The organism is Micromonospora sp. NPDC049048, assembly GCF_043197615.1.
Classification (GTDB): domain Bacteria; phylum Actinomycetota; class Actinomycetes; order Mycobacteriales; family Micromonosporaceae; genus Micromonospora.
The window spans coordinates 282,832-302,570 of record NZ_JBICTM010000005.1 but is presented as its reverse complement, the minus strand read 5'-3'; the positions used below and the strand labels follow the sequence as shown (position 1 = coordinate 302,570).

Annotated in this window: 18 protein-coding genes; 13 read left to right on the top strand and 5 right to left on the bottom strand. The window is 73.8% G+C overall.

Annotated elements, in window-relative coordinates; translation table 11 throughout:
* The first annotated feature begins 222 nt into the window (after positions 1-222).
* The 7 genes from truB (at position 223) to ACGFIG_RS18280 (ending at position 8,178) form a co-directional block, all read left to right on the top strand.
* Positions 223-1,110 carry a tRNA pseudouridine(55) synthase TruB gene (gene truB / locus ACGFIG_RS18310; protein ID WP_393004255.1) on the top strand — a complete coding sequence of 296 codons (888 nt, stop codon included), beginning with the start codon at positions 223-225 and terminating at the stop codon, positions 1,108-1,110.
* Positions 1,111-1,167: 57 nt separating this feature from the next.
* Positions 1,168-2,097: a bifunctional riboflavin kinase/FAD synthetase gene (locus ACGFIG_RS18305; RefSeq protein WP_393004253.1), complete on the top strand. Its 930-nt coding sequence runs from the start codon at positions 1,168-1,170 to the stop codon at positions 2,095-2,097.
* 182 nt (positions 2,098-2,279) lie between these two features.
* On the top strand, positions 2,280-2,549 hold the full coding sequence (gene rpsO / locus ACGFIG_RS18300; protein ID WP_043962418.1) for a 30S ribosomal protein S15: 270 nt from the start codon (positions 2,280-2,282) through the stop codon (positions 2,547-2,549).
* A 226-nt stretch (positions 2,550-2,775) separates the two neighbouring features.
* Positions 2,776-5,148 carry a polyribonucleotide nucleotidyltransferase gene (locus tag ACGFIG_RS18295; protein WP_393004251.1) on the top strand — a complete coding sequence of 791 codons (2,373 nt, stop codon included), beginning with the start codon at positions 2,776-2,778 and terminating at the stop codon, positions 5,146-5,148.
* A gap of 49 nt (positions 5,149-5,197) precedes the next feature.
* On the top strand, positions 5,198-6,622 hold the full coding sequence (locus ACGFIG_RS18290) for a M16 family metallopeptidase (RefSeq protein ID WP_393004249.1): 1,425 nt from the start codon (positions 5,198-5,200) through the stop codon (positions 6,620-6,622).
* Between the two features lie 145 nt (positions 6,623-6,767).
* Complete coding sequence (gene dapB, locus ACGFIG_RS18285; RefSeq protein ID WP_393004247.1) at positions 6,768-7,541, top strand: 4-hydroxy-tetrahydrodipicolinate reductase; 774 nt, start codon at positions 6,768-6,770, stop codon at positions 7,539-7,541.
* Positions 7,542-7,680: 139 nt separating this feature from the next.
* Complete coding sequence (locus ACGFIG_RS18280; RefSeq protein WP_393004245.1) at positions 7,681-8,178, top strand: GNAT family N-acetyltransferase; 498 nt, start codon at positions 7,681-7,683, stop codon at positions 8,176-8,178.
* A gap of 75 nt (positions 8,179-8,253) precedes the next feature.
* Here ACGFIG_RS18280 and ACGFIG_RS18275 read toward each other — a convergent pair whose 3' ends face one another.
* Entirely contained in the window at positions 8,254-8,634 is a 381-nt protein-coding gene (locus ACGFIG_RS18275) for a VOC family protein (protein ID WP_393004243.1), read from the bottom strand.
* 105 nt (positions 8,635-8,739) lie between these two features.
* On the bottom strand, positions 8,740-9,390 hold the full coding sequence (locus ACGFIG_RS18270; protein ID WP_393004241.1) for a GNAT family N-acetyltransferase: 651 nt from the start codon (positions 9,388-9,390) through the stop codon (positions 8,740-8,742).
* Positions 9,391-9,425: 35 nt separating this feature from the next.
* On the opposite strand from ACGFIG_RS18270, the gene ACGFIG_RS18265 reads away from it, so the two are divergent.
* Positions 9,426-10,793 carry a glycosyltransferase 87 family protein gene (locus ACGFIG_RS18265; protein WP_393004239.1) on the top strand — a complete coding sequence of 456 codons (1,368 nt, stop codon included), beginning with the start codon at positions 9,426-9,428 and terminating at the stop codon, positions 10,791-10,793.
* Here the strand turns inward: ACGFIG_RS18265 and ACGFIG_RS18260 are convergent.
* Positions 10,692-11,243 carry a GNAT family N-acetyltransferase gene (locus ACGFIG_RS18260; protein WP_393004237.1) on the bottom strand — a complete coding sequence of 184 codons (552 nt, stop codon included), beginning with the start codon at positions 11,241-11,243 and terminating at the stop codon, positions 10,692-10,694. The two genes, ACGFIG_RS18265 and ACGFIG_RS18260, sit on opposite strands and share 102 nt — an antisense overlap.
* A 77-nt stretch (positions 11,244-11,320) precedes the next feature.
* On the opposite strand from ACGFIG_RS18260, the gene ACGFIG_RS18255 reads away from it, so the two are divergent.
* From ACGFIG_RS18255 to ACGFIG_RS18235, 5 genes are all read left to right on the top strand, one after another.
* Positions 11,321-12,550, top strand: coding sequence for a winged helix-turn-helix domain-containing protein (locus ACGFIG_RS18255; protein ID WP_393004235.1), 1,230 nt, complete (start codon positions 11,321-11,323; stop codon positions 12,548-12,550).
* A complete protein-coding gene (locus ACGFIG_RS18250) occupies positions 12,547-13,242 on the top strand; it encodes a DUF2752 domain-containing protein (protein WP_393004233.1) in 696 nt (231 codons plus the stop codon). The genes ACGFIG_RS18255 and ACGFIG_RS18250 overlap by 4 nt, the downstream gene beginning before the upstream one ends.
* A gap of 795 nt (positions 13,243-14,037) precedes the next feature.
* The gene (gene thyX / locus ACGFIG_RS18245) at positions 14,038-14,775 is read left to right on the top strand and encodes an FAD-dependent thymidylate synthase (protein WP_393004719.1); all 738 of its coding nucleotides are present in this window, start codon (positions 14,038-14,040) and stop codon (positions 14,773-14,775) included.
* A gap of 53 nt (positions 14,776-14,828) precedes the next feature.
* Positions 14,829-15,755 (top strand): 4-hydroxy-tetrahydrodipicolinate synthase, encoded by a 927-nt coding sequence (gene dapA, locus ACGFIG_RS18240; RefSeq protein WP_393004231.1) that lies wholly within the window; start codon positions 14,829-14,831, stop codon positions 15,753-15,755.
* Between the two features lie 52 nt (positions 15,756-15,807).
* A complete protein-coding gene (locus ACGFIG_RS18235) occupies positions 15,808-17,496 on the top strand; it encodes a ribonuclease J (protein WP_393004229.1) in 1,689 nt (562 codons plus the stop codon).
* Between the two features lie 72 nt (positions 17,497-17,568).
* Here the strand turns inward: ACGFIG_RS18235 and ACGFIG_RS18230 are convergent, their stop codons facing one another.
* Entirely contained in the window at positions 17,569-19,215 is a 1,647-nt protein-coding gene (locus tag ACGFIG_RS18230) for a YbjN domain-containing protein (RefSeq protein WP_393004227.1), read from the bottom strand.
* On the bottom strand, positions 19,212-19,691 hold the full coding sequence (locus ACGFIG_RS18225; protein ID WP_393004225.1) for a YbjN domain-containing protein: 480 nt from the start codon (positions 19,689-19,691) through the stop codon (positions 19,212-19,214). The genes ACGFIG_RS18230 and ACGFIG_RS18225 overlap by 4 nt, the downstream gene beginning before the upstream one ends.
* Between the last annotated feature and the right edge of the window lie 48 nt (positions 19,692-19,739).

The following is a 19,739-nucleotide window of genomic DNA, read 5'->3' as shown; positions in this document are numbered from 1 at the left end:
TGGGGAACGGTCCATCGAGGGCGCATGATCTTCGCACCCGGTCGTCCGGGACGTGATCCCGTACGCCACCGCCGCCGCGATCCCGCCCGAGTGGCTGACGGCACATCGGCCGACCATCGGAGGCGGCTCCCACCGCCGCGCGGGCGGGAGGCAACGCCGGCGGGGCCTCCGGACGTACGGCGGCGGTGGGGCGTCCGACCCGGTCTGGCAGGCTTGGGTGTCGTGAGCACAGACGGTCTGATCGTGGTCGACAAGCCCGGCGGCATGACGTCGCACGACGTCGTGGCGCGCATCCGCCGGTTGGCGCGGACCCGCCGGGTGGGCCACGGCGGCACCCTCGACCCGATGGCGACCGGCGTCCTGGTGATCGGGGTCGGGCGGGCCACCCGCCTGCTCACCTACGTGATCGGCGCGCACAAGAGCTACACCGCCACCGTCCGGCTCGGCCAGGCCACCGTCACCGACGACGCCGAGGGCGACGTGATCGCCACCACGCCGGCCGGTCAGGTCGTCACCGACGAGGCGATCCGGGCCGCGCTGACCGCGCTGACCGGGGAGATCGACCAGGTGCCGAGTGCGGTCAGCGCCATCAAGATCGACGGGCAGCGGGCGTACAAGCGGGTGCGCGAGGGGGAGAGCGTCGAACTGCCCGCCCGCCGGGTCACCGTGTCCCGGCTGGAGCTGCTGGCGGTACGCCGCGACACGCCGGACGTCGTCGACGTGGACATCGACGTGACCTGTTCCTCCGGGACGTACATCCGGGCGATCGCCCGGGACGCGGGCCTGGCGCTCGGGGTCGGCGGGCACCTGACGGCGCTGCGCCGTACCGCCGTGGGGAACTTCGCCCTCGCGGAGGCCGCCACCCTCGACGAGCTGGCGGAGCGCGCCCCCGAGGTGGTGAACCTGCCGCTGGCCGCGGCGGCCGACCGGTTCTTCCCGCGCCGCGACGCCGGCGCCGACGAGGCGAAGGTGCTCTCCCACGGCGGGCCGCTCGACCCGGCGGGGATTCCCGGCCCCTACGCGGTCTTCGGCCCGGACGGCGGGCTGATCGCTATCGTCAGCGAGCGGGACGGCCGGGCCCGCGCGGAGATCGTGCTCGCCCCCGCCTGACGGGGCGAAGGAGCGGGGGCCGGCGCGGGCCGCCCGCAGAGGCAGGGGAGGAGCGGCATGCAGCGGTGGCGGGGGTACGACGCGGCGCCCGGTGGCTGGGGGCGGTCGGTCGTCACCATCGGCGTCTTCGACGGCGTGCACAAGGGACACCAGGCGACCATCGGGCACGCCGTGTCCCGGGCCCGCGAGCTGGGCGTGCAGTCGGTGGTGGTGACCTTCGACCCGCATCCGGCGGAGGTGGTGCGCCCCGGCTCGCACCCGGCGGTGCTCACCGAGACCGCCCGCAAGGCCGAGCTGATCGAGGCGCTCGGCGTGGACGTGCTCTGCGTGGTGCCGTTCACCCCGGAGTTCTCCCGGCTGCCCGCCGAGGCGTTCGTGCACGACATCCTGGTCGAGCACCTGCACGCCGCACTGGTCGTGGTGGGCGACAACTTCCGCTTCGGGCACAAGGCCGCCGGCGACGTGGCGCTGCTGGAGCGGCTCGGCCGCACCTTCGGCTTCGGCGTGGAGGGGGCCCCGCTGGTCGCCGAGGCGGGCACGGTCTACTCCTCCACGTACATCCGTTCCTGCGTCGACGCCGGTGACGTGACGGCCGCCGCCGCCGCGCTCGGCCGGCCGCACCGCGTCGAGGGCGTGGTGGTCCGCGGCGACCAGCGCGGGCGCGAGCTGGGCTTCCCCACCGCCAACCTGCTCTGCCACCGGTACGCGGCGATCCCCGCCGACGGCGTCTACGCCGCCCGACTCGTGCGCCGGGGCCACACCGAGACCATGGCGGCGGCGGTGTCGGTCGGCACCAACCCGACGTTCTCCGGCCGGGAGCGGCGGGTGGAGGCGTACGTGCTCGACTTCACCGGCGACCTCTACGGCGAGCGGCTGGCACTGGACTTCGTGGCGCACCTGCGCGGGCAGATCCGCTACGACGCGGTCGAGCCGTTGATCGCGCAGATGAACCAGGACGTCGAGCGCACCCGGCGCGTGCTCGGCTGACCCGCGTCGCGGCCCTTGACAGGCCGGCACCCGGCCGGGCTGGTAGTCTGGCCCCGACGTCGGCTGACCGACGTGGGGCCTCGCGTGCCTGCACGACGCCGCGGGTGCGAGGTACCGGTCCGTTTCCGGTCCACTGACCGATCCGACGGACATCATCGAACAACCCACGAAACAGGGAGAACATGGCGCTCGACCAGGAAGCCAAGGCCAAGATCCGCGCGGAGTACGCGACCGCCGAGGGCGACACCGGTTCGCCGGAGGTGCAGGTCGCGGTCCTCACCAAGCGGATCGCCGAGCTGACCGAGCACCTGAAGGTGCACAAGCACGACCACCACAGCCGCCGTGGGCTGCTGCTGCTGGTCGGCCGTCGCCGTCGGCTGCTCAACTACGTCCAGAAGAAGGACATCAACCGCTACCGGTCGCTCATCGAGCGGCTCGGTCTGCGCCGGTGACGTGACGGGGGAGTGGCCCGACCGGGCCGCTCCCCCGCCGTGTGACCACACGAAAACCGGGCCGCGCGACCACCCGAGAAGGGGAGCCGGTCAGCGTACCGGTCTCCGGTAGTGGCCCCCGGGCACCCCGGCCTTCGCCGGCCACCCGGGCGCTTCGATCGAAGACCGGCCGTCTGAGCAGCTTCCCGCGTCGTGGGCCCCCGATGCGAAGGAGCACGACAGCACCATGACCGAGACCAACCTCGGCACCGAATCCCGCACCGCCGTGATCGACAACGGGTCCTTCGGCACCCGTGAGATCACCTTCTCCACCGGCCGGCTGGCCCGTCAGGCCGCCGGCTCCGTCGTCGCCCAGCTCGGCGAGACGGTCGTCCTCTCCGCCACCACCGCCGGCAAGCAGCCGAAGGAGCAGTTCGACTTCTTCCCGCTGACCGTCGACGTCGAGGAGCGGATGTACGCCGCGGGCCGCATCCCCGGCTCGTTCTTCCGCCGCGAGGGTCGCCCCAGCGAGGACGCGATCCTCACCTGCCGGCTGATCGACCGGCCGCTGCGCCCGTCGTTCGTCAAGGGCCTGCGCAACGAGGTCCAGGTCGTCGAGACCATCCTCGCGCTCGACCCGCAGCACCCCTACGACGTCGTGGCGATCAACGCCGCCTCGATGTCGACCAAGCTCTCCGGCCTGCCGTTCTCCGGCCCGATCGGAGCCACCCGGGTCGCGCACGTCGACGGCCAGTGGGTCGCCTTCCCGACCCTGGAGGAGCTGGCCCGGGCCACCTTCGACATGGTCGTGGCCGGCCGCTCGCTGCCGGACGGCGACGTCGCGATCATGATGGTCGAGGCCGAGGCGACGCCGAACGCCGTGACCCTGATCGCGGGCGGCGCGACCGCGCCGACCGAGGAGATCGTGGCCAGCGGCCTGGAGGCCGCGAAGCCGGCGATCCGCGAGCTGTGCCGCGCGCAGGCCGAGCTGGCCGAGGTGGCCGCCAAGCCCGTCGCCGAGTTCCCGGTCTTCCTGGACTACCAGGACGACGTCTACGAGGCGGTCGCCGACCTGGCCCGTGCCGAGGTCGCCGAGGCGCTCCAGATCGCCGGCAAGGCCGACCGCGAGGAGGCCCTCGACCGGATCAAGGCCAAGGTCGCCGAGGAGCTCGGCGGTCGCTTCGAGGGCCGCGAGAAGGAGCTCGGCGCCGCCTTCCGGTCGCTCACCAAGTCCGAGGTGCGCAACCGGGTGCTGCGCGAGCAGGTCCGCATCGACGGCCGTGGGCCGCGCGACATCCGCCCGCTGACCGCCGAGGTCGGCGTGCTGCCCCGGGTGCACGGTTCGGCGCTGTTCGAGCGTGGCGAGACCCAGATCCTGGGCGTCACCACGCTGAACATGCTGCGCATGGAGCAGATGGTGGACACCCTGTCCCCCGAGAACCGCAAGCGCTACATGCACAACTACAACTTCCCGCCCTACTCGACCGGTGAGACCGGCCGGGTCGGCTCGCCGAAGCGGCGCGAGATCGGCCACGGCGCGCTCGCCGAGCGGGCGCTGATCCCGGTGCTGCCGTCGCGCGAGGAGTTCCCCTACGCCATCCGGCAGGTCTCCGAGGCGCTCGGCTCCAACGGCTCCACCTCGATGGGCTCGGTCTGCGCGTCGACGCTGGGCCTGCTCTCGGCCGGTGTGCCGCTGAAGGCGCCGGTGGCGGGCATCGCCATGGGGCTCATCTCCGACGAGGTGGACGGCAAGACCCGGTACGTGACGCTGACCGACATCCTCGGGGCCGAGGACGCGTTCGGCGACATGGACTTCAAGGTCGCCGGCACGCCGGAGTTCGTCACCGCGCTCCAGCTCGACACCAAGCTCAACGGCATCCCGTCGGACGTGCTGGCCTCCGCGCTGCAGCAGGCGTACGAGGCCCGGCAGACCATCCTCGGCGTGATGCAGGCGGCGATCGAGGGCCCGGCCGAGATGTCGGAGCACGCCCCGCGCGTCACCACCGTCAAGATCCCGGTCGACAAGATCGGCATGGTGATCGGCCCGAAGGGGCAGACCATCAACGCGATCCAGGACGAGACCGGCGCCGAGATCTCCATCGAGGACGACGGCACGATCTACGTCGGCGCCACCAACGGCCCGGCGGCCCAGGCGGCGGTGGACCGGATCAACGGGATCGCCAACCCGACGCTGCCGAAGGTCGGGGAGCGGTTCCTCGGCACGGTGGTCAAGACCGCCGCGTTCGGCGCGTTCATCTCGCTGCTGCCGGGCCGCGACGGCCTGCTGCACATCTCCAAGGTGGGCGACGGCAAGCGGGTCGAGAAGGTCGAGGACTTCCTCAACGTCGGCGACCGGGTCGAGGTCGAGATCGCGGACATCGACGCCCGCGGCAAGATCTACCTGGACAAGGTCCGCCCGGAGGGCGCCGAGGCGCCGGCTGCCGAGGCCGCCGGTGAGGAGCGTCCGGCCGGCCGGGACCGGGGCGACCGGGGACCGCGCGACCGCGGCGACCGTGAGCGTGGCGGCGACCGGGGCGGTCGTGGCCCGGGTGGCGGCGAGAGCGGCGGCGAGGGTGGCGAGGGCGGCGAGCGTCCGCGCCGCCGTACCCGGCGCAGCTGACCCACCGCACCAGCGCATCACCCACCCCTCGTCGATCTGGGAGCAACACGTGAGTCGGGCCGTCAGCGCGCCGTTTCCGCCGGATCGACGGGGGGTGGCGTCCGTCCCGGCCCCCGCCGGGGCCAGCCACCGGAGCACCGGGGCGGCCCGCTCCGGCGGCGCCTCCCGCGCGGTGACCCGCACCATCAGCGACGACCCGCTGGGCGGCACGGTACGGCGTACCGTGCTGCCCAGCGGGCTGCGTGTGCTCACCGAGGCGATCCCGGCCATGCGCAGCGTCTCGTTCGGCGTCTGGGTGGCGGTCGGTTCCCGCGACGAGACCGGCCCGCAGGCGGGCGCGGCGCACTTCCTGGAGCACCTGCTCTTCAAGGGCACCAACAAGCGCAGCGCGCTCGACATCTCCGCCGAGATCGAGGCGGTGGGCGGCGAGACCAACGCCTTCACCACCAAGGAATACACCTGCTACTACGCCCGCGTGCTGGACGAGGACCTGCCGCTGGCCATCGACGTCATGTGCGACGCTGTCGCCGACTCGCTGCTGGAAGCAGCCGACGTGGAGACCGAGCGGGGCGTGATCCTCGAAGAGATCGCCATGCACGACGACGAGCCCGGCGACGAGGTGCACGACCTCTTCGCCCGCGCCGCCTACGGCGACCACCCGCTGGGCCGGCTGATCTCCGGCACCGAGGAGACCGTCACCCCGATGACCCGGCGGCAGATCCAGGGCTTCTACCGCCGCCACTACACGCCGCCGCGGATCGTCGTCGCCGCCGCGGGCAACCTCGACCACGCCACGGTGGTCAAGCTGGTGCGCCAGGCGCTGCGTGGCACTCCGCTGGACACCGACCCGGCGGCGCCCGCGGCGCACCGGTCGGCCACCCCGGCCGTACGCACGAAGCCCGCCACCACCCTGGTGGAGCCGAAGGAGACCGAGCAGGCGCACGTCATCCTCGGCTGCCCCGGCATCGACCGGCTCGACGAGCGCCGCTTCGCCCTCGGCGTGCTGAACAACATCCTCGGCGGCGGCATGTCGAGCCGGTTGTTCCAGGAGATCCGCGAGCGGCGCGGCCTCGCCTACTCGGTCTACTCCTACGCCAGCCAGTACGCCGACAGCGGCCTCTTCGCCGTCTACGCCGGCTGCGCCCCCGGCAAGGTCGACGAGGTGCTGGAGCTGACCCGGGCGGAGCTGGCCCGGGTGGCCGCCGACGGCCTGACCGAGGCCGAGGTGGCCCGGGGCAAGGGGATGAGCAAGGGCTCCTTCGTGCTGGGCCTGGAGGACACGGGCTCGCGGATGAGCCGGCTGGCCAAGGGCGAGCTGCTCTACGGTCACCTGATGCCGGTCGACGAGCTGCTCGGCCGGGTCGACGCGGTCACCGTGGCCGACGTCAACACCCTGGCCGCCGAGCTGCTGAGCCGGCCGATGTCGCTGGCGGTGGTCGGCCCGTTCGACGCGGGGGACTTCGCGGCGAACTGAGCCGTCCCGTGGCCCTGCCCGGTCACGCTCCGCCGGGGTACGCGCGTTGCGGGCGCTCAGCGCCACACAGACGACCAGTGCGCGTGGCGGTGCCCGTCACGGTCCGCCGGGGTGCGCCCGTCCCGATTGGGATAGGTTGTGCCCCGTGACTGACGAGCAGGAGAAGAGCCCGGACGAGCTGATCCGGGTCGGTGTGCTGGGCGCCCGGGGACGGATGGGCATCGAGGTGTGCCGGGCCGTGGACGCCGCCGCCGACATGGAGCTGGTGGCCATGGTCGACCAGGGCGACGGGCTGTTCGCCGCCTCCGACGCCGGGGCAGAGGTGGTCGTCGACTTCACCACCCCGGACGTCGTCATGGACAACCTGCAGTGGTGCGTCGACCAGGGTATCCACGCGGTGGTGGGCACCACCGGCTTCACCGAGCAGCGGCTGGCGCAGGTGCGGGACTGGCTGGCCCACAAGCCCGAGGTGGGCGTGGTGATCGCCCCCAACTTCGGCATCGGCGCCGTGCTCATGATGCAGTTCGCCGCCCGCGCCGCCCGGCACTTCGAGTCGGTCGAGATCGTGGAGCAGCACCACCCCCGCAAGCTGGACGCCCCCAGCGGCACCGCCACGCACACCGCGCGGCTGGTCGCGGCGGCCCGCGCCGAGGCCGGGCTCGGCCCCGTGCCGGACGCCACCTCCGACGAGGTGGCGGGCGCCCGGGGCGCCGACATCGACGGGGTACGCGTGCACGCCGTGCGCGCCACCGGCCTCGTCGCCCACCAGGAGGTGCTCTTCGGCACCGTGGGGGAGACGCTGACCATCCGGCACGACTCGTACGACCGGGTCTCGTTCATGCCGGGCGTGCTGCTGTCCGTCCGCGCGGTCCGCACCCGGCCCGGGTTGACGGTCGGCCTGGACCCCCTGCTCGACTGACGGGCGAAGCTGGCCTGACGGGCGACGCTGGGTTGACGGGCGACGCTGGGCGCTGACGGGCGACGCTGGGTTGACGGGCGACGGTGGGCTGACGGGCAAACCCGTCGCGGGCACCCGGCCCGCCCCCTAGGCTGCCCGGGTGATCGATTCTGGACTCTCCGACCGCTCCGGGCGCCGGGTCACCCTGCGCCCGGTGGACGACGACAACTGGCGGGCGGTGGCCGACGTGGCCCCGCGCGACGACCAGCGCGCGTGGGTCGCGGCACTGGCCGCCCGCTACCTGCTGCTGACCACGCGTTCGGACGTGTGGACCTCGCTGGCCGTGTACGCGGACGAGACCGTGGCCGGGCACGTCATGTGGGGCGTCGACGACGACGGGTCCCGCTGGATCGGCGGCATGGTGATCGACGCGGCCGAGCAGGACCGGGGGGTCGGCCGGGCGGCCGTACGCACCCTGGCCGGCTGGCTGGGCGGTCAGGACGGCGGCGGCCACCCCGTCCGGCTCTCCTACCATCCCGACAACGTCCAGGCCGCCCGCCTCTACACGAGCCTCGGCTTCGTCCCGACCGGGGCGATGGAGGACGACGAACTGGTCGCCGAACTCCTCGCGCCCACCCCGGCCCCGTCCCGCTCCTGAGCGGCCTGCCCCGCCCTGCTCCGGAGCCTGCCCGGTCCCGTTGCTGAGCTGGCCCCGCCCGCTCCCGTCTCCGGATCAGCCCTCCTCGATCACCGACAGGATGTTGCCGGCCGGGTCGGTGAACCAGGCGATGGTCGGGCCGTTGTCGCGCATGACACCCCGCTCGTCCTGGGGCAGACCGGGATACTGCGCGAACCGGACCCCGCGCGCGGTCAACTCGTCGACGGCCCGGTCGACGTCCTCGACGGGGAAGTTGAGGACCGTGTAGGCCGCCGGGGTGTGATCCGCCTTCGGGTAGACCATGACGTCCCGGCCGCCGGCGAGGTGCAGCGTCAGCAGGCCGCCCATGGCGTCGTCCCGCGACACCCGCAGACCGAGCGTGTCCGTGTAGAACCGCTCGGCCTGCCCGGTGTCGTCCACCGAGAAACTGCTCCACGCCCTCGTGTCCGCGAACATGCCAGGTGCCTCCCTCTCGTGGGCGCCGCCACAGTGACCATGGGGTCACCGTAGGCGATGCCCCCGACAGTGGCCGGCGTGTCGCCCGGACCGCGAGGCGGTGCGTCAGTCCCCGGGCGTCGCGGGCGACGACCCACCCGGCGGCAGGTCGGGCAACGTCGCCTCGGCGGGCGTCGCGTCCGCCGGATCCGGGTCCCCGGGCACCGCCACGTGCAGGCGTACCTGCGGGACGAGCATGTCCTCCACGTCCAGCGCGCGGGCCGCGCCGTCGGGCTCCCAACCGGTGCTGGTGAGGAACTTCCGGGTCGCCGCGTCGCCGTCGAAGGCCCAGGCCAGCGCGCGGGTGAACCCGTCGGCACGCCACAGGTCGACGGTCGCGGCGAGCAGCCGGCTGCCGTGGCCGCGCCGGCCCCAGCGCGGCTCCACCAGCAGGTCCGTCACCGCGGCGACGTCCGGCCCGAGGGCGTCCGCCGGCTCGCCCGGCGCGAGCGCCTCGGCATCGGCCGGACCGGAGGCGGCAAACCCCACCAGATAGGATTGCTCGGCCTGTTCGACGGCGACCAGCACCCGATGGGCGCCGGAGGGCGGCTCCTGCACGGCCGCACTCCACCGCCGGGCGAGCCACGCCTCGTCCAGGTTGTCGAGCACATGCCGGGGCAGGATCCGGCGATAGGCGACCCGCCAGGTCGCGAGTTGGATGCGTGCGATCTCGCCGGCGTCTTCCGGACGCGCCGGGCGGACGTACCCGAGAGCCATGGGACGGAAGCCTACGCAGGGCGAGGGAGGCGATGGTGTCGCAGGGTGCCAGAAAGACGATCGGGCAGGTCGTCGGAGTCGTCGGGCTAGCCGCCGCGGTTGCCCTCTTCCTCTCCGTGGCCGCCGTCCGGCACGGCTTCTTCGACCTCAAGGTCTACTACGGCGCGCTGACCTGGTGGGTGCACGACGGCGGGGAGATCTACGACTTCCTGAAGCCCGGCACCCAGTACGGCTTCACCTACCCACCCTTCGCCGCCCTGGTCATGCTGCCGATGGCGTACCTGCCGTGGTCGGCGGCGATCGCGGTCAGCGTGGCCGCCAGCGTGGTCGTCACCGCCGTGTTGTTCTGGTGGCTGGTGGACCCCATCTCCCGCCGGTCGGGCTGGACCCGCTGGTTCGCCCTCGCCGTGGCGCTCTGCCTGGCCGCCGCGTACGAGCCGATGCGCGAGACCGTCAACTTCGGCCAGGTCAACATGCTGCTGCTCTTCCTGGTCGCGGTCGACCTGCTCCGGCTGCTGCCGGCCGGCAACCGCTGGGCGGGCGTCGGCATCGGCCTGGCCACCGCGATCAAGCTGACCCCGGGCATCTTCATCGTCTACCTGTTGGTCACCCGCCGCTGGCGCGCCGCGGTCACCTCGATGGCCGCCGCCGCCGGCGTGACCCTGCTGGCCGCCGCGCTCTTCCCCGACGCCGCACGGGAGTTCTGGACGGAGGCGCTGTGGAACACCGGCCGGGTGGGTGAGCTGGCGTTCGTCTCCAACCAGTCGCTGCGCGGCGTGGTCGCCCGGCTGAACCCGGAACACCCGAGCACCCTGGCCTGGCTGGCGCTGGTGCTCGCCACGCTGGCGCTGTGGGCCTGGCGGTCCCGCGCCGCGGTGGCCGCCGGCGACGAGGCGACCGGCCTGGCGCTCACCGGAGCGGTGATGTGCCTGGTCAGCCCGGTCACCTGGGTGCACCACCTGGTCTGGCTGCTGCCCGCGCTGATCCTGCTGGTGGACAACGGGATGAACGCCCCGGCCGGCAGCCGCCGGCGCCGTCTCCTGCTGGGCGCGGCGATCGTCGGGTACGGCTTCCTGATCAGCCGGATCGTCTGGGCTTGGGAGAAGGACTTCACCGGGCTCGACGGCTTCCTCGGCAGCAACACCTACGTCTGGATCAGCCTGGCCCTGCTGGCGTTCCTGCCCATCCGTCGCTGGGGCGACGACAGCCGGCCCATCCGTCGCGGGGGCGACGACAGCCGGCCCAGCCGTCGCGGGGGCGACGCCGGTGGGATCAGCCGTCGTTCAGCGACGTCGGCCGGGTCAGCCGTCGAGTCGTCCGGCGTACCGCAGCTCGACGAGCCCGACCGGCGGGCGCCCGCCGGCCAGGGGCACCGCGTAGGTCGACCGCTCACCGTCCGGTGAGAGCCCGGCCCGCTCGTAGAACCGGCGGGCCCGGTGGTTGGCCTCCAGCACCCAGAGCCGGCAGTCGGACCAGCCCCGCGCGACCAGCCCGCGCCGAGCGGCGGCCAGCAGCGCGAGCGCCGTGCCGTCGCCCCAGCAGGCCGGCTCGACGTACATCGCCACCACCTCGCCGTGCGCGGCGTCGAGGTCGCCCCGGTCCTGGTTGTTGCGGTACGGGCCGAACGTGGTGAAACCGGCCAGCGTCCCGTCGACCTCGGCGAGCAGCGTGGTGAAGGGGTGCTCCGGGTCGGCCGTGCCGAGGTCCCGGCGGCGCTGCGCCCAGGCCGTGACGTTGAGCCGCCGCAGCACCTCCTCGGGCATGATGCCGGCGTAGCCGGCCTGCCAGCCGTGGATGTGCACCCGGGCGACCGCCTCGGCGTCGTCGGGCTCCTCGCGCCGGATTGTGAGCATGGGTCCGTTCTATGCCTCGACGGGCGACCGGTCCAGCGTCCGCACCGGTGTCGTACCCCTGGATTAGGGTGCCGACGATGGCCGCACCGGAATCGCTCTCGCTCGCCCAGGCACGTCGGGTGGCGCTCGCCGCCCAGGGCTTCGCCGACCCCGCGCCCACTGGCGTGCCCACCCGCCGGCACCTGCGCCGGGTGCTCGACCGGGTCGGGCTGATCCAGATGGATTCGGTCAACGTGCTGCAACGGGCGCACTACCTGCCGCTCTACAGCCGCCTCGGGCCCTATCCGACCACGCTGCTCGACACCGCCGCCTACCGCCGTCCCCGCGAGCTGTTCGAATACTGGGGCCACGAGGCGTCGCTGGTGCCCGTCGGGCTGCACCCGGCGCTGCGCTGGCGGATGGCCCGGGCCCGCTCGGAGGCCTGGGGCGGGATGCGGCGCATCGCCCAGGAGCAGCCCGGCCTGGTCGCCTGGGTGCGCGACGAGGTGGCCGCCCGGGGTCCCCTGACGGCCGCCGAGATCGAGCACGACGCGCCCCGGGAGACCGGCAACTGGGGTTGGAACTGGTCGGCCGTGAAGCGGGCGCTGGAGTTCCTGTTCTGGGCGGGGGAGGTCACCGCCGCCGAGCGCACCACGTCGTTCGCCCGCCGCTACGACCTGCCCGAGCGGGTGTTGCCGGCCGCGGTGCTCGACGCGCCCACGCCGACCGACGCGGAGGCCCACCGTGCGCTGGTGGGCATCGCCGCACGGTCGCTCGGAGTGGCCGCCGAGCCGGAGCTGCGCGACTACTTCCGGCTGCCGGTGGCCGGCGCCCGGCAGGCCATCGCCGAACTGGTCGAGGCGGGCGAGCTGCTGCCGGTCGCGGTGCAGGGCTGGCAGCGGCCCGCCTGGCTGCACGCCGGGGCGCGGCTGCCCCGCTGGGTGCGCGGCAACACGTTGGTCAGCCCGTTCGACCCGTTGGTCTGGGAGCGGGCCCGCACCGAGCGGCTCTTCGACTTCAGCTACCGCATCGAGATCTACGTGCCGGCGCCGCAGCGGGTCTACGGCTACTACGTGCTGCCCTTCCTCCAGGGGGAGCGCTTCACCGCACGGGTCGACCTGAAGGCCGACCGCAGGGCGGGCGTGCTGCTGGTGCCGGCGGCCTGGGGCGAGCCGGGCGTCGACCGGGGCGAGACCGCGCTGGCGCTCGCCGCCGAGCTGCACCGACTCGCCGGCTGGCTGGGGCTGGACGCGGTCGCCCCGCCCACCGCCGGCGACCTGGCTGTCCCGCTGGCCGCCGCGTTGGGGGGCGTGGCCGGTGTACGGTGAGCGACGTGACGAGCGTTGACGGACCGGCCTCCCCGCCGCATCCGCAGACGGCCGGGCTCGACGCCCCGCCGCCGGCTGACCCGGCCGCACCGGCCGGCGGATGGCCCACGGACCAGGCGCAGCCCCACGCGGGGCCGCTCCACCCGGGGCCGCCCCAGCCAGGTTCGTCGCACCCGGGTTCGCCGCACCCGGGGGCGCCCTATCCGGGGGCGGCCTACCCGACGGTGCCCTATCCCGTGGCGGAGCCGGACCGGCTCACCCGGTTCGTCGTCCGTCTCTACGAGCGCTCGCCGCGCTGGGCCGTGCCGCTCGCCGCGCTCGGCTGCGTCGCCGCCGGCATCGGCTACGCCCTGATCAGCGACCCCACCCGCTCGGCGCCGGACGCCGCGCCCACCTGCCTGCTCAAGCTCACCACGGGGCTGGACTGCCCGGGCTGTGGCGGCACCCGCGCGCTCTGGTACGTCCTGCACGCCGACCTGCCGGCCGCCGCCCGGCACCACTTCCTCTTCGTCTTCGCGCTGCCCTTCCTGGCCTACCTCTTCGTCGCCTGGGCCGGGAAGCAGGCGTTCGGCTGGCGCCTGCCCGAGCTGCGGATCAGTTCCCGGGTGATCGGCGTCTTCCTGGCCGCCTGGCTGGCCTTCACGATCCTGCGCAACCTGCCCTGGGCCCCCTTCACCACCCTCTACGTCTGACCGGCCGGGGGAAGTGGCGGAAGAACTGGGCTGGTGCGGAACGCCCACCGACGGCGTTTCGCGGCTCACTTCCCTCCACGGCTGACCTCTGCACCCCCGGCGGCGCGTCCCGGCCCACCCGACCGCGTCGCCTGGGGCTAGGGGCGGCCGGGCTGCGGGCCGGGTCGGGTGTCACGTCGGGCGGGGGTGTACGGGCTTCCTGGCTCTCGTACCGACCGAGCCGGTCGTCCCGCCCGGGCCAAAGGCTCGGGCCTGACGCGAAGCTGGGCGCTCCGTGGTGATCGTCGACACAGGGACCGACGCGGAGTGGTGCAAGCGTCCTGTCGAGCTGAATCGTTTGCGACATCACGCTCCCGAAGCCCTTTCGCCTCGACGCTCACACGCACGGGCGGTGCCCGGTGAGCCGGCGGATACGGGAACCCGTTCTGAGGTCCGAAACGGTGGCGGCCGGCAGGCCGAGGCCGTCGCCGCTCGCTGATGTCGCAGACGATTCAGTTCGACAGCGTGCACAAGCCGGTGTGTTCGGCCCGGTCCCCGCCTCCAGCAGCCCTCGCCCTCGAACCGGGTTTCCAGCCCTCGACCTCCGGCTCCCGCTCCCCGGGACCCCGGCGCGAGGTCCGACGGCTCTCGTGTTGCTGCTGGCCACATCCGAAGCCGGGTCACGACTGCCTGTGCGGTGAGCGGAACGAGGCCGCCCCGCGCCGGCCGGCGTCGTTTCGGTGACCGACGTTGCACCGGGCGAGCCTGGCTTGGGCGGGCCGGGTCCACGGCACTACAGTCCGAGGAATGCCGGAGATGGTGCAGCCCCAGGTCAAGCTCGTCGCGTGGACGCACTTCGAGGCCCCCGACGACGTGCCGTGGTCGACCGACGCCGAAGGCGGCCAGGCGCTGGCGGAGTTCGCCGGGCGGGCCTGCTACCAGAGCTGGAAGAAGCCGAACCCCGCCACCGCCACCAACGCGGGTTACCTCGCCCACATTCTCGAGGTCGGCCACCTGAGTGTGCTGGAGCACGGCTCGGTCAGCTTCTACTTCAGCGGGGTGTCCCGGTCCTTCACCCACGAGCTGATCCGGCACCGGCACTTCTCGTACTCCCAGCTCTCCCAGCGGTACGTGCCGGAGCGCGACGCCGCCATGGTCGAGCCCGCCGTGATCGCCGACGACCCGGAGCTGCACAAGAAGTTCGTGGAGGCCGCCGAGGCGAGCGTGCGCGCGTACAACGAGCTGCTGGAGGGGCTGGAGCGGCGCTTCGCCGACGTGGAGAACGCCACGCTGCGGCGCAAGCAGGCCCGCCAGGCGGCCCGCGCGGTGCTGCCCAACGCCACCGAGACCCGCATCGTGGTCACCGGCAACTACCGGGCCTGGCGGCACTTCATCGCCATGCGCGCGACGGAGCACGCCGACGTGGAGATCCGTGAGCTGGCGGTGGAGTGCCTGCGGCAGCTCCAGGGCGTCGCCCCGAACGTCTTCGCCGATTTCGTCATCTCGACGCTGCCCGACGGCACCGAGGTGGCCGCCAGCCCGCACGGCGAGTGAGTCCTGAACCCTTCCCCCGTGGGGCGCCGGTGCTCGTCCGCTAGGTTGGTGGCATGACGCACGACCACCCTGACACGCCCGCGCGGGCGGTGTCCCGCCCCTTCGGGCGAGTGCTCACGGCCATGGTGACCCCGTTCACCGCCGACGGCTCCCTCGACCTCGACGGCGCCGCGCAGCTCGCCAGCTACCTGGTCGACGAGCAGGCCAACGACGCGCTGGTGGTCAACGGCACCACCGGCGAGTCGCCGACCACCACCGAGGCGGAGAAGGAACAGCTGATCCGGGCCGTGGTGGAGGCCGTCGGCGACCGCGCCAAGGTCGTGGCCGGGGTCGGCACCAACGACACCCGGCACACCATCGAGCTCTCCGTGGCCGCCGAGAAGGCGGGCGCGCACGGCCTGCTCGTGGTCACCCCCTACTACAACAAGCCGCCGCAGAGCGGCCTGCTGCGGCACTTCACCGCCGTCGCGGACGCCACCGGCCTGCCGGTGATGCTCTACGACATCCCGCACCGGGCGGGCGTGCCGATCGACACCGAGACCATGGTGCGCCTGGCCGAACACGGCCGGATCGTCGCGGTGAAGGACGCCAAGGGCGACCTGACCGCCACGAGCTGGGTCACCAGCCGGACGAACCTCGCCGTCTACAGCGGCGAGGACTCGCTGACCCTGCCCTCGCTGGCCGTGGGGGGCGTCGGCGTGGTCGGCACCTCGACCCACTTCACGGGCGTGCTCACCAAGCAGCTGATCGAGGCGTACGACGCGGGGGACACCGCCACCGCGCTGAACCTGCACCGGCGGCTGCTGCCGCTGTTCACCGGCATCTTCCGTACCCAGGGCGTGATCCTGGTGAAGGCGGGCCTGGCGGCGCTCGGGAAGCCCGCCGGGCCGGTGCGTTCGCCGCTGGTCGACGCGACCGACGGCGAGATCGCCCAGCTCCGCGCCGACAGCGCGGCGGCGGGCGTGGAACTGCCCGAATGACCGAACGACACGACGGACGCCGAGTGACGGCGTCGCAGAATGAGGTGGACGCGTGACCGAGGCGCACATCGAGACGGAACTGCCCCCAGCGCTGCCGGAGGGTGGGCTGCGGATCATCCCGCTCGGCGGGCTCGGCGCCATCGGTCGCAACATGACCGTCTTCGAGTACGACGGCAAGCTGCTGGTGGTCGACTGCGGGGTGCTCTTCCCCGACGTGGAGCAGCCCGGGGTCGACCTGATCCTGCCCGACTTCGGTCCGATCCTGGACCGGCTCGACGACGTCCAGGCGATCGTGCTGACCCACGGCCACGAGGACCACATCGGCGCGGTGCCGTACCTGCTGGCGCACAAGCCCGACATCCCGCTGGTCGGCTCCCAGTTCACCCTCGCCCTGGTCGAGGCGAAGCTCGCCGAGCGGCGGATCCAGCCCTACACGCTGACCGTGCGGGAGGGCGGCCGGGAGCGGCTCGGCCCGTTCGAGTGCGAGTTCTTCGCCGTCAACCACTCGATCCCCGACGCGCTCGCGGTGGCCATCCGCACCCCCGCCGGCCTGGTGCTGCACACCGGCGACTTCAAGATGGACCAGCTCCCGCTGGACGGGCGGATCACCGACCTGGCGGGGTTCGCCCGGCTCGGCGCCGAGGGCGTGGACCTGCTGCTCTCGGACTCCACCAACGCGGAGATCCCCGGCTTCGTCACGCCGGAGCGCGAGATCGGGCCGGTGCTCGACTCGATCTTCGCGAAGGCCAAGGGCCGGATCATCGTCGCGTCGTTCGCGTCGCACGTGCACCGGGTGCAGCAGGTCTTCGACTCCGCCGCCGAGCACGGCCGCAAGGTCGCCCTGATCGGCCGGTCCATGGTCCGCAACATGGGCATCGCCCGCGACCTGGGGCTGCTCAACATCCCGTCCGGCCTGGTCGTCGGGCTGGACGAGGCGACGAACATGCCGCCCGAGCAGATCGTGCTGATGTCCACCGGCTCGCAGGGCGAGCCGATGAGCGCCCTGGGCCGGATGGCCAGCGGCGACCACCGGCACATCACCATCGCCCCCGGCGACACGGTGGTGCTCGCCTCGTCGCTGGTGCCCGGCAACGAGACCTCGGTCTACCGGGTGATCAACCGGCTGGCCCGGGCCGGCGCCGTGGTGGTGCACAAGGACGTGGCCAAGGTGCACGTCTCCGGTCACGCCCCCGCCGGCGAGCTGCTCTACCTGCTCAACGTGGTCCGTCCCAGCAACCTGATGCCGGTGCACGGCGAGTGGCGGCACCTGCGCGCGCACGCCCGGCTCGGCATCGAGTCCGGCGTCGCCCCCGACCGGGTGGTGCTCTGCGAGGACGGCGACGTCGTCGACCTCGTCGAGGGCCGCGCCAGCCTCGTCGGGCACGTCAAGAGCCGCTACGTCTACGTCGACGGCCTCGCCGTCGGCGACGTCAGCGAGTCGCTGCTCACCGAGCGCCGGATCCTCGGCGACGGCGGGTTCATCGCCACCACCGTGGTGGTCGACTCGGTGACCGGCAAGGTGGTGGCCGGCCCGACCCTGTCGGCGAAGGGCTTCTCCGAGGACCCGGAGGCGTTCGCCCCGGTGATCCCGCTGGTCACCGAGGCCCTGAACCGGGCCGCCTCCGACGGCATCACCGACCCGCACCAGCTCCAGCAGATCGTGCGGCGCACCGTGGGACGGTGGGTGAACGACGCGTACCGGCGCCGACCCATGATCGTCCCGACCGTCGTCGAGGTCTGACCCGCACCCGCCGCGACGCCCGCCCGCACCCCCGTGTGCCGGCGGGCGTCGTCGTCGGACGGGCCGTCCGGGTCAGGGCAGGGCGGCCACCGCGTCGGCGTACGCGACGGCGGTCTGCACGGCCGCGTCGAGCAGGACGGTGAGCTGGGCGGGGGCCACCCCGTGCGCCAGGTCGGTGGCGACCTGGCCGGCCAGCAGCAGCTCGCCCTCGCCCTCGTGCACGTACGCCTTCGGCAGCAGCCGGTCGTGGTTCCAGGCGTTGCAGAAGGCGTACGCCTCGACCAGCCGGTCCGTCGGCAGTCGGCGGCTCGCCACGAAGCGGGCCTGGAGGATCTCGCCCCGCTCGCCGGCCTGCCGGAACTGGATCAGCGCCTCGCCCCACCGGCCCGTGACGGCGCCCCGGTCGTCCACGGCGTACCGGTCCCCGCGCCGGTCCAGCACGGCGGTGATCATCGCGAGGCTCAGCGGGCGGGGCTCCGTGTCCGGCGGGTCCTCCCCGGGCGGGTCGTCGACGTCGTCGGAGCCGTCGTCAGGCGGCAGGGGCACCGGGGCGGCGGTCGGCCGCTCGGCCAGCCAGGACGCGATGCGGCCGGACTGGTGGCCGGTGCCGTTGCGGGCGTCGAAGCTGCCGGCGAGCGCGGTGGCCACCCCCAGCAGGGTCGCGCCCAGCGTGGCCACGTCGAGGTCGGCGGCCGGGCGCATCCCGTACGCCGGGCGGTGCACCGTCCGCCCGCCGAGCCCCGCCTCGACGGCGAGGGCGCAGACCAGCGCCCCGGCGGCGGCGAACTCCATCGCGGACAAGTCGTCGTGCGGCTGGTCCAGCCGGGGCAGTTGCTCGGCGAGGACGTCGAGACCCCGGGCGGGGTGCCCGGCCAGCGCGCACCACCGCAGGTGCGCGGCGAGCAACGGGAAGGCGCCCCGCTCCCGCCGGTGCCGCCGGTACGCCCGCACGTGCGCCTCGGCCGCCCGCTCCGGTGCCCCGGCCCGCAGCCAGGACAGCATCCCGGCGGCCAGCGTCCGCTCCGGCTGCTCGGTGCAGCCGCCGGCACCGTCCGAAGTGCCCCCCAGGACGGCCAGCGCGGCCGGGTGGTCGCCCCAGCCGGCGAGCAGCTCGGCCCGTCGGGCCGCCGCGCAGTCCGGGCAGCCGCCGACCGGTCCCGGGTCGGCCGTGGACCAGTGCTCGTACCACCGCCGGGCGGTGGGCTCGTCGCCGAGGTGCTCGGCGATGCGGCAGCGCAGCTCGGCGATCGCGGCCGGGTCGTCGGCGGCGTACGCGGCGAGGTCGTCCAGCATGGAGCGGGCCTGGTCCAGCCCGACCCGGGGCGAGCCGAGCAGGGCCTCGACCGCGTACCGCCGGTAGCGCCGCAGCAGCTCGGCCTGGTCCGCCGCGAGCAGGTCGGGACGGCGCTGCGCGGTGGCGAGGCAGCGGCGCACGGGCTCGACCAGCCGCCACCGCTCCCCGTGCACGAGGTACGCCTCGACCAGCGCGAACCGGGCGGCCAGCGCCGTCTGGTCGTCGCCCGTCGCGTCGGCGTGCGCGGCGATCCGTTCCAGCTCGGTGCTGCGGGCCTCGCCGTCGGGGGTGTCGCGGGCGTCGGCGAGCGCCGCGGCCAGCGCCGGGTCGGGCTGCCGGCCCCCGCGCCGGAGCCCGCTCCACCAGCCGGGCAGCCCGAACGGGTCGAGGCCCCGGCCGGCCAGCTCCCCGCCGCGGCCCGTCACGCCACCACCCCGCCGGGCAGCCGGGCGACCTCGGTGGCGAGCTGGCAGCCGGTGGCGATGCCGCAGTCGAGCAGCTGGTCGAGCTGGTGCGCGGTGACCCCGCGTTCCAGGTCGGTGATGACCTCGCCGCAGACCCGGGCCCGCCCGTCATCCTCGACGTGCACGAACGCCTTCGGCCAGAGCCGGTCGTGGTTCCACGCGTTGCAGAACGCGTGCAGGGCGGGCACGTACTCGATCGGGAACGTCGGCGCGGTCAGCGTGCGGACCTGGAGCAGCTCGCCGGCGGCACCGGGGCGCAGGAACCAGATCAGGCTGTCGTCCCAGCGGCCGACCAGGTCGCCGTCGGCGTCGGCCCCGACGCGGTACCCCCGGCTGTGCAGCACGGCGGCGATCAGGTCGCCGGTCAGCGGCTCCAGCGCCCCCGGGTGTCCGGTCGGGGGGCCGTGCCGGCCGTCCTCGGTTCCCGGCGACGCCATGGGGGCATCCCTTCTGAGGCAGATATCACGTGACCAGGCGGGGCCCGC

What these genes read in the sequence shown, in the direction of transcription:
- ACGFIG_RS18305 (WP_393004253.1), top strand. Translation starts at nt 1,168, where the DNA reads ATGCAGCGGTGGCGGGGGTACGACGCGGCGCCCGGTGGCTGGGGGCGG.
- rpsO (WP_043962418.1), top strand. Translation starts at nt 2,280, where the DNA reads ATGGCGCTCGACCAGGAAGCCAAGGCCAAGATCCGCGCGGAGTACGCG.
- ACGFIG_RS18295 (WP_393004251.1), top strand. Translation starts at nt 2,776, where the DNA reads ATGACCGAGACCAACCTCGGCACCGAATCCCGCACCGCCGTGATCGAC.
- ACGFIG_RS18275 (WP_393004243.1), bottom strand. Translation starts at nt 8,634, where the DNA reads ATGTTCGCGGACACGAGGGCGTGGAGCAGTTTCTCGGTGGACGACACC.
- ACGFIG_RS18270 (WP_393004241.1), bottom strand. Translation starts at nt 9,390, where the DNA reads ATGGCTCTCGGGTACGTCCGCCCGGCGCGTCCGGAAGACGCCGGCGAG.
- ACGFIG_RS18260 (WP_393004237.1), bottom strand. Translation starts at nt 11,243, where the DNA reads ATGCTCACAATCCGGCGCGAGGAGCCCGACGACGCCGAGGCGGTCGCC.
- ACGFIG_RS18255 (WP_393004235.1), top strand. Translation starts at nt 11,321, where the DNA reads ATGGCCGCACCGGAATCGCTCTCGCTCGCCCAGGCACGTCGGGTGGCG.
- thyX (WP_393004719.1), top strand. Translation starts at nt 14,038, where the DNA reads ATGGTGCAGCCCCAGGTCAAGCTCGTCGCGTGGACGCACTTCGAGGCC.
- dapA (WP_393004231.1), top strand. Translation starts at nt 14,829, where the DNA reads ATGACGCACGACCACCCTGACACGCCCGCGCGGGCGGTGTCCCGCCCC.
- ACGFIG_RS18225 (WP_393004225.1), bottom strand. Translation starts at nt 19,691, where the DNA reads ATGGCGTCGCCGGGAACCGAGGACGGCCGGCACGGCCCCCCGACCGGA.